Source organism: Allobosea sp. FG18 (genome assembly GCF_057809495.1).
In genome coordinates, this window is record NZ_JBMDKB010000001.1 from 311,801 (window position 1) to 328,161 (window position 16,361).

Below are 16,361 nucleotides of genomic sequence, written 5' to 3' on the forward strand. Positions count from 1 at the left end.
ATGAAATTCCGGGCTAATCTGTGGATCGGCGGCGTGCTCTTCGCTGCCGTCGTCGTCGGCGGGACGCTGGCGCCCTGGCTGGCGCATACCGATCCCGTCATGGATGCCAATCTGATGAATGCCGAGGTTCAGCCCGGTGCCGAGTTCTGGTTCGGCACGGATGCGCAGGGCCGCGACATCTACAGCCGCGTGCTCTACGGCGCGCGCATCTCGTTGACGGTCGGCATCGTCTCGCAGCTGATCAACACCGTGATCGGCGTGGCACTGGGCATGTCGGCGGGGTACTTCGGCGGTTGGTGGGATGATTTCGTCAACGGCCTGACCAATCTCATGCTGTCGATCCCCTCGCTGGTCTTCGCGCTCGCCATCATGGCGATCCTCCAGCCGGGCCTCACCAGCCTGCTGATCGCGCTCGGCCTGACCAACTGGTCCTATACCTGCCGGCTGTCGCGGGCTGCGACGCTGTCGATCAAGCAGCAAGGCTATGTCGAGGCGGCGCGCTCCTTCGGCTCGAGCAACCTGCGCATCATGCTGCTGCAGATCCTGCCGAACATCGCCGGCCCGATCATCGTCATCGGCACGCTCGGCATGGGCGGCGCCGTGCTGGCGGAGGCGGCGCTCTCCTTCCTGGGCCTCGGCATCCGCCCGCCCTTCCCGAGCTGGGGTTCGATGCTCTCCGATGCGCGCGACCAGATCACCACGGCACCCTGGATCTCGATCTTCCCCGGCCTCGCCATCTTCATGACCGTGCTCGGCCTGAACCTGCTGGGCGACGGCCTGCGTGACATCCTCGACCCGCATTCGCAACTTCGCAAAGCCTGACACTAGAGCCTATGACGACGCCTGACCTGATCGATCCGCCGCTCGAGACCATCCGCTTCCACGGGCTGAAGGCGGGGCCGAAGCTTCTCGTCTTCGGCGCCGTCCACGGCAACGAGACCTGCGGGCCCAACGCCATCGCCCGCGTGATCGAAGATTGCCGCGCCGGCCGGGTTTCGATCCAGCGCGGCGAGGTCACCTTCCTGCCCGTCGCCAATCCCAAGGCCTACAGGCAGAACACCCGCGAGGGCGATCGCAACCTCAACCGTGACCTGCGCGAGCGGCCGCAGCCTGTCGATAACGAGGACAGGCTCGGCAACCGCCTCTCCGCCATCCTGCGCCAGCACGACATGCTGCTCGACGTCCATTCCTTCACCGGGGAAGGCGTCCCCTTCGTCTTCTTCGGCCCGGACGACAATCACGGCACGCTCGAACCCTTCCGGCATGGCGCGGCCGAGGCCGCCTTCGCCCCCAGCCTTGGTGTCGACCTGATGATCCATGGCTGGCTCGACATCTATGTTCGGCTGATCGCGGCGCGCGAGCGCCTGGGCCTGCCACGGCTCGCCGTAACCGAAGGCTTCGGCACGACCGAGTTCATGCGCTTCGCCGGCGGCTATGGCGTGACGCTGGAATGCGGGCGCCACGAGGACCCGGCCTCCGTCGATGTCGGCTACAAGGCGATCCGCAACGTGCTCGCCCATCTCGGGTTGACCGACGAGGCGCCGCCGGCCCCCGAGAAGCGCGTCGTCGTCCATATGGACGACCTCGTCATCTGCGAGGCCGAGGGCGACCGGGTCGAAGGCTCGTGGAAGACCGGTGACCGGGTCGCTGGGGGCACGCCGATCGCGCGCCGCGCCGACGGCACGATCGTGACGATGCCGCGCGACGGCTTCATCATCTTCCCCAATCCCAAGGCCAAGCCGGGCGAGGGCATCTGCTATCTCGGGACGGAGAGCACCCGCCGGTTCTGAGAGCATTTTCGAGCGAAGTGGATACCGGTTCGCGTGAAGAAAATGCGCTAAAGCAAGACTCTGAGGCCGGCTATTGCACGATGCCGCGCTTGGAGCCGAAACCCGGGATATTGCAGCCGCAGCCCGAGCCATAGGGCAGCGGCGGCGTCCGGCAATCGCCCCGGCTGGTCACGCAGATATTGCCGTAGCGTGGCTGCCTGTAATACGGGCGCTCATAGCCGTAGTCGCGGCGGTCATAGCGCCGCCGCGGACGGTCGTCGTCATCATCGTCATCATCGTTATAGGACGGCGCGCCGCGATAGGGGCCGCCGTAATACTGGGCCTGGGCCGGGATTGCGCTGAGCAGGACGGCGCAGGCCAGAACCGAGATCGTGAGTTGGCGACTCAGCATGTTCGTTCCTTTCGATATCCGCGCCGGCAAGCGGGCCGGCGCAGCGTTCGTCCTCTCTCTAGCCGGTTCATCATGAACGGCTTCTGAGGCGGCCTAGAGGCGCGGGAAGGACGCTTCGAAGCGGGCCGATGGGTCGACGAAAAGTGGTCTCGCCGACAGCAGCAAACGGCGGGCGCGGCTATCGCCGATCCAATCGCTAAAATGCCCGGGGTCGGGCTGACGGGTTCTTAGAGCCTCGCGCGTAGAGCCTGCGCCATGCATCTGCTGATGAGGCCCCGCAAACGCGCCGCGCAGCTGCCCGCGGATATCGAGATCGAGATCATCTCGCGTCTCTTCGCGGCCCTGCCACAAATCCTCTGCATCGCGGCCGGGCTGATCGTCGGCTCCGCCATCATGGCCGTGCAGACGGGTGAAACGATCTTCTGGTGGCTGACGGGAGCCGGCGTCGTGACGACGCTGCTGCGCATCGCCAATATCGCCGGCTTCAAGCGGCGCGATCCCGCGCGCAAGCTGACCCTGGCGGAGGCGTGGCGCTGGGAGGCCGGCTATGCCTACACGGCCTTCGCCTTCACGCTGGTCATTGCGGCGTTGACCCTGACGGCTGCGGCTGTCGACCATGCCGAAGGCTTCGTTCTCAGCCTCGGCCTGACCATGGCGCTGACCGCGGGGTCCTATCTGCGCACCTTGCGCTACTGGATCTGCGCGGTGCTCTCGACCATCGCGATCGGCACGCTGGTCGTCGCTTTCCTGAGGTCCGGCGATCCTCTCTATCAGGCGCTGAGCGTGCTACTGCTCGTCTATCTCTATTCGATCTACGAGAGCTCCGATCACATCATCGGCCAGTTCGAGGAATTGCTGATGGTTCGGCGCGAACTCGATTTCGCCGCGAGTCACGACCCTCTGACCGGGCTCCTGAACCGCCGCGGACTGGATAGCGTTCTCGACGAGGCCGGCGATAGTGGAGAGGCGCTGGGGCTTCTGCTGCTCGATCTCGACGGCTTCAAGCTCATCAACGATCGCCACGGCCACCAGGCCGGCGACGACTTGCTCAAGCAGGTCGCGATGCGCCTGAAGGGCGTCGTGCGGCCGGACGACATCGTGGCGCGGCTGGGCGGCGACGAGTTCGCCCTGGTCGTGCGCGGCCTCGAGGATGCAGCTGCGATCTCCGAAGTTGCCAACCGAGCGGTGTCGATCGTCAAGGCGCCGTTCATGCTGATGGGGCAGCTCGTCACCGTCGGCGCCAGTGTCGGGGTCTCCGTCAAGCCGGAACGGGATTCCGGACAGTGGACGGCGGAGGTGCTGACGCGCGCGGCCGATCAGGCGCTCTATGGCGCCAAGCGCGCCGGCAAGGGCCGCAGCATGATCGCCCACTGGGACGACGTCGCCTGACATCACCGCGAACTGCGGGTAGCTTGATCTCGGCGGGCCATTCACCTACCGTCCGGCAGGTAGCTCGCCGATGGCGCTGCGCAGAGACGGGAGAGGGCGATGTCGTCAGGCGGAAAGATTGTCGCGGAAGGCGCGCGCCGCTCGCCTTACTTCACCGAGGAGCATGAGGCGCTGCGCGACCAGGTCCGCCGCTTCGTCGAGACCGAGATCAAGCCGCATGCCGTGCAATGGGAGAAGGACGGTTTCGTTCCGCGCGACGTGCTGCGCAAGATGGGCGAGCTCGGCTTCTTCGGTATCCGCTACCCCGCCGATTATGGTGGCTCCGAGATGGACACGATGGCGACTGTCGTGCTGGCCGAGGAACTGGGCCGCTCGACCTTCTCCGGCGTCGCGATCACCGCGCTGGTCCATACCGACATGGCCTCTGTCCACATCGCCAATGCCGGCAGCCAGGCGCAGAAGGACAAGTACCTGCCCGATATCATCGCCGGCGAGAAGATCGTTGCCGTCGCCGTGACCGAGCCCGATGCCGGCTCGGACGTGAAGGGCATCCGCACCACGGCGCGGCGCGAGGGCGACCATTACGTCCTCAACGGCGCCAAGATGTTCATCACCAACGGCGTCCATGCCGATCTCTACTGCGTCGCCGCCAAGACGGATCCGCAAGCGCGGCCCTCGCAATCGGTCTCGATCTTCCTCGTCGAGAAGGGCATGACGGGCTTCTCGGTCTCGCGCGCCCTCGACAAGCATGGTTGGCGTTCCTCGGACACCGCCGAACTCTCCTTCGTCGATTGCAAGGTGCCGGCCGAGAATCTGCTCGGGCAGGAGGGCCGCGGCTTCTACGCGATCATGAGCAATTTCCAGAACGAGCGCACGGTGATCGGCGCCATGGCGATGGGCGAGGCGCAGGCCGCCATCGACCTGACGCTGGACTATGTGAAGACGCGGAAAGCTTTCGGCGCGCCGCTCTGGGAGAAGCAGGCGATCCGCCAGCGTCTGGCCGAGCTTGCGGGCAAGGTCGAGGCCGGCCGCCAGCTCGTCTATCACGCCGCCTGGCTCGACGCGCAGGGCTTCGACGCCACGCGCGAGGTTTCGATGGCCAAGGCCTATTGCGGCGAACTGGTCAACGAAGTCATGTACGACTGCCTGCAGTTCCATGGCGGCATGGGCTACATGCGTGAGAGCGCGATCGAGCGCATGACCCGCGACGCCCGCGTCCAGTCGATCGGCGGCGGCGCGACCGAGGTCATGCTCGAAGAAGTGGCGAAGCGGCTGTGAGCCAGAGGCGCTGTCATCCCGCACGCGTTGCAACACGCAGTGTTGCTGCGCAGATGCGGGACCGCCCTCAGGAAAAGGCGCCCTCTCGTCGCGCGGTCCCGTGTCTGCGCAGCGGCACTACGCGCCGCAACGCGCACGGGAAGACATCCTATGAGTGAAGCGCCCACGACGCGCACGGCAACCGAAGGTGGCTCGCGCCGCTTGATCCTCGACCATGCTGCGCGGCTGCTGCGTGGCGGCGGCTATCACCAGACCACCTTGCGCGAGATCGCCGAGGCCGTCGGCATCCGCAAGGCGAGCCTCTACTACCATTTCGGCTCGAAGGAGGAGATCGTCGAGGCGGTCGTCAATGACGGTGTGCGCTTCGTCCATGAGGCGGTCGTCGCAGCGCTGGCCGCGGAAGAGGGCGCCTCGCCGCGAGCCCGACTGGAGGCGGCCATCCGAGCGCATCTCTCCACCCTGCACGGCCATGGCGATTACACATCGGCCAGCATCAAGGTCTTCACCTTTGGCGCTGCGCCGGTGCCGGAAAGCGTGCGCGCCGTGCGCCGCGCCTATGAGGATGTCTGGCGCCGCCTGATCGCCGAATGGCAGGAGGCGGGCGGCATGCCGGCGGGCAACTCGCCGGATGTGCTCAGGCTCTTCCTGCTCGGCGCGCTCAACGGCTCGACCGACTGGTACCGGCCGGAACGCTATGCGATCGACACGTTGGCGCGCGAGTTCGTGGCGCTGCTCTCGCCGAACTGAAGCCTGCCCCGCCCTCCACGCAGGGGCGGGCGGCATCACCATGGCTGACCGGCGCGGCGGCGGTTGCTAGCATCGCTCACGCGGGGCTGACGGTCGCCTCGCGATCTGACGAGGATCCTTCGCCCGATGCGCGCCTTCTATCACCCCGACCAAGCCCTTCACGATCCCCAGCAATATATGCGCTTCGGCAAGGTCGTGGCCCCCAAGGACCTGCCGGAACGGACGGAGCGCCTGCTTGGCGCGCTCAGGAAACACGGCATCACGCCGGAGCAGCCGGCGGCGCATGGCACTGAACCGGTTCTGGCGATCCATGATGCCGGTTTCGTCAAGTTCTTGGAAACCGCTTGGGCACGCTGGCAGGACCTGCCGGCCGAGCGCGGCCCGGAAGTCTGGCCGAGCACCTTCCCCTATTGGAGCGGCCGCCCGGACGAGGATGTCCGCCCGCCCTGCCGCCCCACCGGCTTCATCGGCCAGCTTGGCTGGTATCTCGGCGATCTCTCGGTCCCGATCGGCGAGCATTGCTGGCATTCGACGCTGCGCTCCTCGGAGACCGCGGTTTCCGCAGCCGATGCGATCCTGGCCGGCGAGCGCGCCGTCTACTCGCTCTGCCGTCCGTCCGGCCACCATGCCCGCGCCGATCGCGCCACCGGCTTCTGCTATCTCAACAACACCGCGATCGCGGCCCAGCGCCTGCGCTCGCAATTCGGCAAGGTCGCGATCCTCGATGTCGATGCCCATCACGGCGACGGCACGCAGCAGATATTCTACCGCCGCAACGACGTGCTGACGATCTCGGTCCATGCCGATCCCACGAACTACTATCCGTTCTTCACCGGCTATGCCGACGAGCGCGGCAACGGCCCGGGCGAGGGCTTCAACCTCAACCTGCCCTTGGCGCATGGTGCGGGCGGTGCGGCGATGGAGGCGGCCGTCGCCGAGGCCGGCAAGGCGATCCGCGATTTCGGCGCCGAGGTCGTGGTGATCGCGCTCGGCTACGACGCCCACAAGGACGACCCGATCGGCGTGCTGAAGCTGGAAGCTTCGGATTTCGGCACGATCGGCCGGCAGGTGAAGGGTTTCGGCCTGCCGACGCTCGTGGTGCAGGAGGGCGGTTACGCCATCGAGGCGATCGGCGATTGCCTCGACGCGTTCCTGGGCGAGTTCAAGTAACGCTCTTCTTCGTAACCCCATGTGTCTTCCCGTGCGCGCTGCGGCATGAAATGCCGCTGCGCAGACACGGGACCGCATGACGAGAAGGCACTCTTTCCTGCGGACAGTCCCGCATCTGCGCAGCAACACTGCGTGTTGCAACGCGTGCGGGATGACGCCCCACGTCAACGGCCCCCGTGCAGCGTTTGCGACCGCCAACCACCGCGTCATCCCGTGCGCGCTGCGGCATGTGAATGCCGCTGCGCAGACACGGGACCGCGTGACGAGAAGGCGCCCTTTCCTGCGGACGGTCCCGCATCTGCGCCGCAGCACTTCGTGCCGCAGCGCGTGCGGGATGACACCCTTTGGCGATCCTCAGATCGCCGCTTCGATCAGGAACGGCCCCTTGCGGCTCAGCGCGGCCTTGAACAGGCTCGCGAACTCCTCGGCCGTCGTCGCCCGCGCGGCTTCGACGCCCATGCCCTTGGCCATCATCACCCAGTCCAGCGCCGGCTCGTCGATATTGAGCATCAGCGTGGCGTTGCGGCCGAAATCGTTGACGCCGACGGCGCGCATCTCGCCATGCAGGATCTGGTAGGTCCGGTTGGCGAAGACGACGGTGACGATGTCGAGGTTCTCGCGCGCCTGGGTCCACAGCCCCTGCACCGTGTACATGCCTGAGCCGTCGGCCTGCATGCCGATCACCTTGCGGTCGGGGCAGGCGACGGCCGCGCCGATGGCGAGCGGAATGCCTTCGCCGATCGCGCCGCCGGTGAGCTGGATATAGTCGTGCTGCGGCGCGCTGTGGCAATCGTAATAGAAGCTGCGGCCCGACGAGACCGATTCGTCGCAGACGATGCAGTTCTCCGGCAGCAGGGCGGAGACGATGGCGCAGGCCTTGTCGGCATCGAGCTTGCCGGTCGGCAGGCCGAGCTGTTCCTTGCGTGCCGGGGCGATGTAGAGCGGGGCCGTCTTCGTTGCGCCCATCTCCTCGGCGAGCCCGGTGATCGCGGCCGGCAGGTCGTCGCCGGGGATCGCGAGCTTGGCGACCTCGCAGCCGTCATGGATCAGGCGGCCGGGCTTGCCGGGATAGGCGAAGAAGCCGACCGGGACCTGCGCGCCGACGAGCACGAGATAATCGACGTCCTTGAGCTGCTCGAGCGCCTTGTCGATCGGATAGAACACCTTGGGCATGGCGACGCGGCCGGCGCCGCGCTGGATGCGCCCGTTCGACATCTGGCTGAAGATCTGGGCGCCGGTCACCGCGCAGATGCGAGCGGCCATCTCCATCGGCTTTTCGCGGAGCGCGAGGCCGGTCAGCATGATCGCGCCGCGCTTGCCATGCTTGCGCAGCCCGGCTGCGACCTCGCGGATCGTCGCGCCATCGACGCTCTTGAGCGCCGGCAGTTCGGTCGGCTTCAACGTGGCGGGCTCGACGCTGCCCCAGGCGCAGTCGGCCGGCAGGATCACGGTGGTGACGCCGGGCAGGGTCAGCGAGGCGACATAGGCCTCTCCGATCGCCGGGCCGACATCCTCCGGCGTCGCGATGCGGCGGACGAAATGCGACATCGGCTCGGCCAGGCTCTCGATATCGCTGGTCAGCGGCGCATCATGCTGGAGATGGTAGGTCGCGTGGTCGCCGACGACATTGATCATCGGCGTGCGGGCGCGCCGCGCGTTGTGCATGTTGGCGAGCGCATTCGCCATGCCAGGGCCGCAATGCAGCAGCGTAGCCGCCGGCTTGTCGGCCATCCGGGCATAGCCGTCGGCCGCGCCGGTCACCACACCCTCGAACAGGCCGAGCACGCAGCGCATTTCGGGCTTGCGGTCGAGCGCCGCGACGAAATGCATCTCGGAGGTTCCGGGATTGGCGAAGCACGTATCGACCCCGTTGATCAGAAGCGTGTCGCAAAGGCGGTCGGCGCCGTTCATCGGAAAACCTCGACTCAAAGAAATAAGGGCGTCTACGCGCCGGCGGGCGGAAGAGGAGGAAATTCCCTCTGCCCTGTCAAACGAGAGAATGTCATGACTTTCCCAAGCGGCGCTGATCGGCCGCTTGACGTTTTTGCATATGCAATTACGCTGATCTGGAACGAAGGTTGCATCGCACCATGGATGACGTTTAGGCGTCTGAGTGAGGTGTCAGCCAAAAAACAGGGGAAGGGTTTCAATCATGGCAGTTTTCAAACGCGCTGGCGCGGCAGTCGGTTTTGGCCTTGTTGCGCTTCTCGCGGCGGGCGGTGTCCAGGCGCAGACCAAGGTGAATATCGGCATTTCCGGCTGGACCGGCTTTGCGCCGCTGGTGCTTGCCAAGGAGGCCGGCATCTTCGCGAAGAACGGCCTCGACGTGACCATCAAGAAGATCCCGCAGAAGGACCGCCACCTCGCCATCGCATCGGGCGACATCCAGTGCGCCGCGACCACGGTCGAGACCTGGATCGTCTGGGATGCGGCGGGCGTCAAGACCAAGCAGATCTTCCAGCTCGACAAGAGCTACGGTGCCGACGGCATGGCCGTGCGCAAGGATGTCGCGGCGATCAAGGACCTGAAGGGCAAGACGGTTGCGGCTTCCGCGCCCGGCACCTCGCCCTATTTCGCGCTGGCCTGGATTCTCAAGGAGAACGGCCTCTCGGTGAAGGACGTCAAGGTCGTCAACATGGAGCCGGGTCCGGCCGCGCAGGCTTTCATCGCCGGCCAGAACGACGCGGCCATGACCTACGAACCCTATCTCTCCACGGTCCGCGACAATACCGCTGCCGGCAAGATCATCGCCACGACGCTCGATTACCCGATGGTGATGGACACCTTCGGCTGCACGCCGGCTTTCCTCGTCAACGACAAGGCCGCGGCGGCACTGACCCAGAGCTATTTCGAGGCACTCGAGATGATCAAGAAGGACCAGGCCAAGGCCTACGAGATCATGGGCGCCGACGTGAAGCAGACCGGCGAGCAGTTCGGCAAGTCGGCCGGCTTCCTGCGCTGGTCGGATGCCGAGGGCAACAAGAAGTTCTTCGCCGGCGACTGGCAGGCCTTCTCGGCCAAGGCTGCGGACCTGCTCCTCGAGATCGGCCTGATCAAGGCCAAGCCCGATCTCGCCACGCTGGTCGACACGAAATTCGTCACCGGCAAGTGACAGCGACTGCGTGATCGGCGACATCCTCCCGGATGTTCTGGAGCCCGGCCTGCGCGTCGTCTTCTGCGGCACGCAGGCCGGTGCCGCCTCGGCCAGGCGCGGCGCCTATTATGCCGGGCCGGGCAACAAGTTTTGGCCGGTTCTCCACCAGATCGGGCTCGTGCCGGAGAGGCTCCAGCCTGAGGAGTTCCGGACCCTGCTGCGCTATCGGATAGGCCTGACCGATGTCGCCAAGCGCACATCGGGTCCGGATTCCGCGCTGCGTGGCGACCATTTCGATCTGGCCGGCTTCGTCGAGCGGATCGCTGCGAACCGGCCCCGCATCCTCGCCTTCAACGGCAAGCGTGCGGCTCAGGCCGCCCTCGGGATCAGCCAGGGGCGGCTCGCCTACGGGCCGCAGGCGCACCGACTGGCCGATGCCGACATCTACGTCCTCCCCTCGACTTCAGGCGCCGCAGCCGGCTTCTGGTCGATCGAACCCTGGAAGCAACTGGCCATGGCCGTGACCGGAACCCTACCGCGATGAGACCCTTGCAACCCGTCTCGGCCTCGGCCCGCATCGGCTACGGCCTGGCCTTCTTCGCACTCTTCGTCGCGCTCTGGTCGGTCGCGACCTTCGGCGGCTATGTCCAGCGCCTCTTCCTGGCCGATCCGCTGACCATGGTCGGCGAGGGCTACAACCTGATGGTCCGCTACGGCTTCGGGTTCGACATCATGATGACGATCTGGCGCGTCGTCGGTGGCTTCATCCTGGCCGTCCTCGTCGCCCTGCCGATCGGCATCCTTATGGGCGCCTACAAGCCGATCGAAGCCTTCCTCGAGCCCTTCGTCTCCTTTGCGCGCTATCTGCCGGCCTCGGCCTTCATCCCGCTCCTGATCTTGTGGGCCGGCATCGGCGAGACGCAGAAGCTGCTCGTCATCTTCATCGGATCGGTCTTCCAGCTCATCTTGATGATCGCGGTCTCGGTAGGCTCGATCCGTCGCGACCTCGTCGATGCCGCCTATACGCTGGGCGCGACGGACAGCTCGGTCGTGCGCCGCGTCATGCTGCCGAATGCGGCGCCCGAGATCGCCGAGATCTTCCGCCTCGTGCTCGGCTGGGCCTGGACCTATGTCATCGTCGCCGAGCTGATCGGCTCGTCCTCGGGCATCGGCCACATGATCACCGACAGCCAGGCGCTGCTGAACACCGGGCAGATCATCTTCGGCATCATCGTGATCGGCCTGATCGGCCTGGTCTCGGATTTCCTCTTCAAGGCGGTCAACCAGCGCCTGTTCCCGTGGGCGCGCGCATGAGCAAGCTTGTCATCGAGAATGTCGGCAAGGTCTTTCCGGCGCAGCGCGGGGCTGAGCCGACGCGCGCCCTGATGCCGACCTCGCTCAACGTTGCCGACAACGACTTCATCACCATCCTCGGCCCCTCCGGCTGCGGCAAGTCGACCTTGCTGCGCATCATCGGCGGGCTGGAGACCGCGAGCGAAGGCCGCGTCCTGCTCGATGGCTCTGCCGTTTCAGGGCCGGGCGCCGATCGCGGCTTCGTCTTCCAGAGCTACACGCTCTTCCCCTGGCTGACGGTGCAGCAGAACATCGCCTTCGGCCTGCGCGAGAAGGGCGTGTCCGAAGCCGAGCGCCTGAAGGTCGCGCGTGACTGGGCGGTGCGCGTCGGGCTGGGCCAATTCGTCGACCATTTCCCGAAACAGTTATCCGGCGGCATGCAGCAGCGCACGGCGATCGCCCGCGCGCTCGCCAACGACCCCAAGATCCTGCTGCTCGACGAGCCCTTCGGCGCGCTCGATAACCAGACCCGGGCGCTGATGCAGGAAATGCTGCTCAGGATCTGGGAGCGCGAGCAGAAGACCGTGCTCTTCGTCACCCATGATATCGAAGAGGCGATCTTCGTCGGCTCGCGCGTTGTGGTGATGAGCAAGCGCCCGGGACGGATCAAGGCCGACATCCCCGTCGATCTGCCGCATCCGCGGCCCTACACCATCAAGACGACGCCGGAATTCGTCGCCCTGAAGGAGCGGCTGGTCGAGGAGATCCGCGCCGAGGTCATCGCCGCGGATCACTAGTCTAGCGCTAGCCCTGCTTCCCTGGCGGAACTGAATCGCATCGCCTGCGTTGTCATGTCGCAGGCGTGTTGCTGCCTTGCGCTGAGGGGCCGTTACGACGGCGCATTGCGTTGCCATCTTCAGCGAAAGGGGCGCTGCCAAAGGTGGGGCCAATGCATTCGCTGATTGCCAGGATGTTGTCTCGGCTCGCGATCGAGCCACGTATCGATGTCGTATTCCCCGATGGTACATTGCAGTCGGTCGGGCAGGGTGCCGCGCCGCGTTTGCGGATGCGCATCGTCGATTCACCGACGGAACTGAAACTCGCGCTCAATCCCGAGCTCGCCCTCGGCGAGGCGGTGATGGATGGGCGCGTGGTCGTCGAGCAAGGCTCGCTCTACGACCTGCTCGACGCACTGGTCGCAGCCATGCACCGGGCGCGCCCCAAGGGCTGGGGCAAGGTTCTGGAAGGCTTGCGCACGGCGGTTCGGCGCTTCCACCAGCACAACACGCCGGCGCTCGCCCGGCGCAATGTCGCGCATCACTACGATCTCAAGAGCGATTTCTTCCGGCTCTTCCTCGATCCGGACATGCAGTATTCCTGCGCCTATTTCGCCGAGCCCGGCATGACACTGGCGCAGGCGCAGCTCGCCAAGAAGCGCCACATCATGGGCAAGCTCGACCTCCAGCCGGGCCAGCGCGTGCTTGATATCGGCTGCGGCTGGGGCGGCATGGCGCTGTCGATCGCGGGCGAGACCGGAGCCTCGGTCACCGGCATCACGCTCTCCGAAGAGCAACTCGCCATCGCCAGGCAGCGCGGCGCCGAAGCCGGCCTGCCGGTCGAGTTCCGCCTGCAGGACTATCGCCATCTGAACGAGCCCTTCGACCGCATCGTCTCGGTCGGCATGTTCGAGCATGTCGGCGTCGGCTTCTACCGCGACTACTTCCGCAAGATCCGGGAATTGCTCAGCGATGACGGCGTGGCTCTGGTCCACACCATCGGTCGTTCGTCACCGCCCGGCGCGACCAATCCCTTCATCGCCAAGTACATCTTCCCCGGCGGCTATATCCCCGCCATGTCGGAGGTGGCCGCGGCGGTCGAGCAGGAAGGGCTCGTGATCACCGATGTCGAGGTGCTGCGCCTGCACTATGCCGAGACGCTGAAGATCTGGCGCGAGAACTTCCTCGCCCGGCGCGATGAGGCCGTCGCCATGTATGACGAGCGCTTCGCCCGGATGTGGGAATTCTATCTCGCCGCCTGCGAGGCAAGCTTCCGGCATGACGACCTCGTCGTGTTCCAATTCCAGCTTGCCAAGAAGCTCGATGGTTTGCCGATCACGCGCGGCTATATCGCGGAGCGCGAGGGTGAACTTCGACGGAAGATTGCCGAGCCGGCTTAGGCAAGCTCAACGCTTGTCATTCCGGGGCGCGCTACAGGCGCGAACCCGGAACCCACGACTGGGCGGAACATGAGGTGTTCGGTTGTGAGCCGCTCGTCCGGTCGTGGGTTCCGGGTTTTTCGCTGTGCGAAGCCCCGGAATGACAACGATGGTTCAAGCCGGCTCCGGCCCGACATAGCGGGCGCGAGGCCGGATCAGGCGTCCGGTCTCGCCCTGCTCCAGCGCATGCGCGATCCAGCCGGCGCAGCGTGCGGCGGCAAACAATTGGAACGGCACGTCCGGCGCGAGCCCGAGTTCGCTCGCGATCGCCGTCAGCACGAAATCGATATTCGGCTCCTCGCCAGTCAATGCGGTGACGGCCCGGCGCGTCTCCTCATAGGCTGGCGGTAGCGTGAAGGCCGTGAGCAGTGCGCGGGCCCGCGCATCGCCATCGGGATAGAGCGGGTGACCGAAGCCGGGCAGGGGCATGCCGGTGGCAAGCCGGGCGGATACCGCCATCTCGACGCCCTCGCTGGCGATCTCGCGCATCAGCCCAAGCACGCGCGGCGTCATTCCGCCATGCAGCGGCCCGGACAGCGTCGCGAGCCCGGCCAGGATGCAGGCGGCCAGCGAGGCGCGCGTCGAAGCCGCGACCCGGACCGCGAAGGTCGAGGCGTTGAGTTCGTGATCGGCGAGCAGCACCAGTGCGCGGCGGATCAGGTCGGCACCGCGTTCGTCGCAGCCCCAGGCCTGCGCCAACCGGTAGTGAATCGGCCCCTGGCCCGGCCGCCCGGCAATGGCATCGACGAGCGAGTCGATGACGGAGGCGGCCTCCAGATAGAGCGCCTTCTTCGTGCGCCCGGCCATGGCGGGGTCGCTGGCGGCGCGCGTGGCGATCACTGCGAACATGCGCTGCCGGGCCGGTGCCTCCGGCACGATCGTGAACAGCGGCGGAAAGCGCTGCGAACCGCAATCCCAGAGCAGCCGCGCGACATCCTCCAGCTTCGCCGTCTCGGCCAGCACCTCGGCATCCTGCCCGCGATACCAGAGCTTGCCGCGCTGGATCGTGGCGATGCCTGAAGCCAGAATCGGCTCACCGAAGGCGATGGCGTCCTCGGCGATGGCGGCGGGCTTACGCCCGCGCGCCTTGCGATGCTCCAGCCGTGCGACGTCCTCGGCCCGGTAGAGCCGCCGGCGCGAATCGCCCGCGTCGCCGCGCGCCTCGATCAGCCCGCGGCTGACATAGGCGTAGAGCGTCTGCGGCTTCAGCCCGAGCCGCTGCATTACCTGTTGTGCCGTCAGCCGCTCGGTCATGGAAAACACATTGATTATATTGTTCAAGATTGATTCTACTGATGAAGCTATCAATCTTCAAGCCTCAGATGTTGAGGAGAGATCGCCATGTCCGATGGCCTTGAAGATGTCGTTGCCGCCCATACCGTGCTCTCGGAAGTCGATGGGGCGGCGGGTCGATTGGTGATGCGCGGCCATAGTCTCGATGAGCTCGCGGGCCATACCTCCTTCGAGGAGATGGCCGCGCTGATGCTCGACGGCTTCGTGCCGGATCTGCCCGCCATGAAGGATCTGCCGGCGGCGCTCGGCGCGGCCCGGCAGGAGCTGTTCGCGACGGTGGTGCAGGAGGCAGTTATCCCCGTGACGCTCGGGCCGGTCGAGATGATCCGCGCGATGACGGCGCTGGTTCCTGACGGCGAGGATGTCGGCACGGTGCTGCGGCTTCTGGCGGCGCCCGCCGTGTTCACCGCCGCGTCGCTGCGCCTACGCCAAGGCCTAGCGCCGGTCGCGCCCGATCCGTCGCTGTCTCAGGCAGCCGATACGCTGCGCATGCTGACGGGCAAGGCGCCGACGAAGCAGCAGGCCGCCGCGCTCGACACCTATCTCGTCACGGTGGCCGATCACGGCCTTAACGCCTCGACTTTCGCCTCGCGCGTCGTCGCCTCGACCCGCGCCGGCCTGGTCTCGGCCGTGCTCGCCGGGATCGGTGCATTGAAGGGGCCGCTCCATGGCGGCGCGCCCGGTCCCGTCATCGAGATGCTCGATGCGATCGGCGCGCCGGCCAACGCCCGTACCTGGCTGGAGACGGCGCTCGATCGCGGCGACCGGCTGATGGGCTTCGGCCACCGCATCTATCGCGTGCGCGATCCGCGCGCCGATGCGCTGAAGGGCGCGATCCGCCGGCTCGGCGCCGATAGCGGGCGGCTCGCGCTGGCCGAGGCGGTCGAGCAGGCGGCGCTCGCCATCCTGCGCGAGCGCAAGCCGAACCGCACGCTGGAAACCAATGTCGAGTTCTACACGGCGCTGCTGCTGGAGGCGCTCGGCTTCTCGCCGGACAGCTTCACCTGCGTCTTTGCGCTCGGCCGTACGACGGGCTGGCTCGCCCATGCCAAGGAGCAGATCGCGGGCGGCCGCTTGATCCGCCCGCAATCGGTCTATGTCGGCCCGCAGCCGCGTCAGGCGGCCTAGCGCGTCGGTGCCAGCTTTACGACGAACAGCTCGCCGCCATTCCCGGCGGCGAGTTTTGCGGTCACCGGAGCTTGGAGCACGGCGCTGTCCCCGGCGGCGAGCGTCGTGCCGTTCACCAGCCAATCGCCCCGGCGCGCGACCAGAACCAGCAATCCGCGCTCGGCCGCAATCTCATACGCTCCGCCTGTCAGCCGCTCGACGCTGTGACTCCAGGCCCCGTGCCGGCTCATCACGTTGAGGTCGTCGATCGCTCCATCGACCAGCACGCCATCCACTGCCCGGTCGGCGGCGAAGAAGAACGGCGCGGTCGCGCGATCGAGCGCCACCGTCTCGCCATCACCGAAAGCCAGCCGAATGCCGTTTCCGGTCAGCACCGACAGGGTGCGATCAATGCCGTGGAAGGACGAGAACGGCCCATCCTGCCCGACATGTGCCATCGAGATGCGCCAGTCGAAATCGCCGAGCGAGGCTCCTTCCGGCGCTACCGCAATTTCGGTCGTGGTGCCGCCGCCGTTCTTCCACGGCATGACCTTGCAATCGGTGGCGCGGATGATGCGCATGTGCTCTGCCCTT

At 66.5% G+C, this 16,361-nt stretch carries 16 protein-coding genes; 12 read left to right on the forward strand and 4 right to left on the reverse strand.

The genetic code is table 11. The features are described from left to right. Complete coding sequence (locus ACODTJ_RS01525; RefSeq protein ID WP_454658017.1) at positions 1–822, forward strand: ABC transporter permease; 822 nt, start codon at positions 1–3, stop codon at positions 820–822. An 11-nt stretch (positions 823–833) separates the two neighbouring features. Continuing rightward, entirely contained in the window at positions 834–1,790 is a 957-nt protein-coding gene (locus ACODTJ_RS01530; protein ID WP_488847466.1) for a succinylglutamate desuccinylase/aspartoacylase family protein, read from the forward strand. A gap of 70 nt (positions 1,791–1,860) precedes the next feature. Here the strand turns inward: ACODTJ_RS01530 and ACODTJ_RS01535 are convergent, their stop codons facing one another. Next, positions 1,861–2,181, reverse strand: coding sequence for a hypothetical protein (locus ACODTJ_RS01535; protein ID WP_454658015.1), 321 nt, complete (start codon positions 2,179–2,181; stop codon positions 1,861–1,863). A gap of 267 nt (positions 2,182–2,448) precedes the next feature. On the opposite strand from ACODTJ_RS01535, the gene ACODTJ_RS01540 reads away from it, so the two are divergent. The 4 genes from ACODTJ_RS01540 (at position 2,449) to ACODTJ_RS01555 (ending at position 6,765) form a co-directional block, all read left to right on the forward strand. After that, positions 2,449–3,570, forward strand: a complete 1,122-nt coding sequence (locus ACODTJ_RS01540; protein ID WP_454658014.1) for a diguanylate cyclase domain-containing protein — start codon at positions 2,449–2,451, stop codon at positions 3,568–3,570. 99 nt (positions 3,571–3,669) lie between these two features. Next, a complete protein-coding gene (locus tag ACODTJ_RS01545; RefSeq protein WP_454658013.1) occupies positions 3,670–4,848 on the forward strand; it encodes an acyl-CoA dehydrogenase family protein in 1,179 nt (392 codons plus the stop codon). A gap of 150 nt (positions 4,849–4,998) precedes the next feature. After that, positions 4,999–5,595: a TetR/AcrR family transcriptional regulator gene (locus ACODTJ_RS01550; protein ID WP_454658012.1), complete on the forward strand. Its 597-nt coding sequence runs from the start codon at positions 4,999–5,001 to the stop codon at positions 5,593–5,595. 126 nt (positions 5,596–5,721) lie between these two features. Next, positions 5,722–6,765, forward strand: a complete 1,044-nt coding sequence (locus ACODTJ_RS01555; RefSeq protein ID WP_454658011.1) for a histone deacetylase family protein — start codon at positions 5,722–5,724, stop codon at positions 6,763–6,765. A 354-nt stretch (positions 6,766–7,119) separates the two neighbouring features. Here ACODTJ_RS01555 and ACODTJ_RS01560 read toward each other — a convergent pair whose 3' ends face one another. Continuing rightward, complete coding sequence (locus tag ACODTJ_RS01560; protein ID WP_454658010.1) at positions 7,120–8,676, reverse strand: acetolactate synthase large subunit; 1,557 nt, start codon at positions 8,674–8,676, stop codon at positions 7,120–7,122. Between the two features lie 241 nt (positions 8,677–8,917). Here ACODTJ_RS01560 and ACODTJ_RS01565 point away from each other — a divergent pair, with 241 nt between their 5' ends. The 5 genes from ACODTJ_RS01565 (at position 8,918) to ACODTJ_RS01585 (ending at position 13,328) form a co-directional block, all read left to right on the forward strand. Next, positions 8,918–9,877 carry an ABC transporter substrate-binding protein gene (locus tag ACODTJ_RS01565; protein WP_454658009.1) on the forward strand — a complete coding sequence of 320 codons (960 nt, stop codon included), beginning with the start codon at positions 8,918–8,920 and terminating at the stop codon, positions 9,875–9,877. A gap of 10 nt (positions 9,878–9,887) precedes the next feature. Then, on the forward strand, positions 9,888–10,403 hold the full coding sequence (locus ACODTJ_RS01570) for a mismatch-specific DNA-glycosylase (protein ID WP_454658008.1): 516 nt from the start codon (positions 9,888–9,890) through the stop codon (positions 10,401–10,403). Beyond that, positions 10,400–11,173: an ABC transporter permease gene (locus tag ACODTJ_RS01575; protein WP_454658007.1), complete on the forward strand. Its 774-nt coding sequence runs from the start codon at positions 10,400–10,402 to the stop codon at positions 11,171–11,173. Before ACODTJ_RS01570 ends, ACODTJ_RS01575 begins: the two co-directional genes overlap by 4 nt. Then, entirely contained in the window at positions 11,170–11,949 is a 780-nt protein-coding gene (locus tag ACODTJ_RS01580) for an ABC transporter ATP-binding protein (RefSeq protein WP_488847476.1), read from the forward strand. Before ACODTJ_RS01575 ends, ACODTJ_RS01580 begins: the two co-directional genes overlap by 4 nt. A gap of 173 nt (positions 11,950–12,122) precedes the next feature. After that, entirely contained in the window at positions 12,123–13,328 is a 1,206-nt protein-coding gene (locus ACODTJ_RS01585; RefSeq protein WP_454658005.1) for a class I SAM-dependent methyltransferase, read from the forward strand. 153 nt (positions 13,329–13,481) lie between these two features. Here ACODTJ_RS01585 and ACODTJ_RS01590 read toward each other — a convergent pair whose 3' ends face one another. Then, positions 13,482–14,621 (reverse strand): citrate/2-methylcitrate synthase, encoded by a 1,140-nt coding sequence (locus ACODTJ_RS01590; protein ID WP_488847479.1) that lies wholly within the window; start codon positions 14,619–14,621, stop codon positions 13,482–13,484. 87 nt (positions 14,622–14,708) lie between these two features. On the opposite strand from ACODTJ_RS01590, the gene ACODTJ_RS01595 reads away from it, so the two are divergent. Next, positions 14,709–15,788, forward strand: a complete 1,080-nt coding sequence (locus ACODTJ_RS01595) for a citrate synthase/methylcitrate synthase (protein WP_454658003.1) — start codon at positions 14,709–14,711, stop codon at positions 15,786–15,788. Here the strand turns inward: ACODTJ_RS01595 and ACODTJ_RS01600 are convergent. Continuing rightward, positions 15,785–16,348, reverse strand: a complete 564-nt coding sequence (locus tag ACODTJ_RS01600; protein WP_454658002.1) for a HutD/Ves family protein — start codon at positions 16,346–16,348, stop codon at positions 15,785–15,787. The genes ACODTJ_RS01595 and ACODTJ_RS01600 overlap by 4 nt on opposite strands. Between the last annotated feature and the right edge of the window lie 13 nt (positions 16,349–16,361).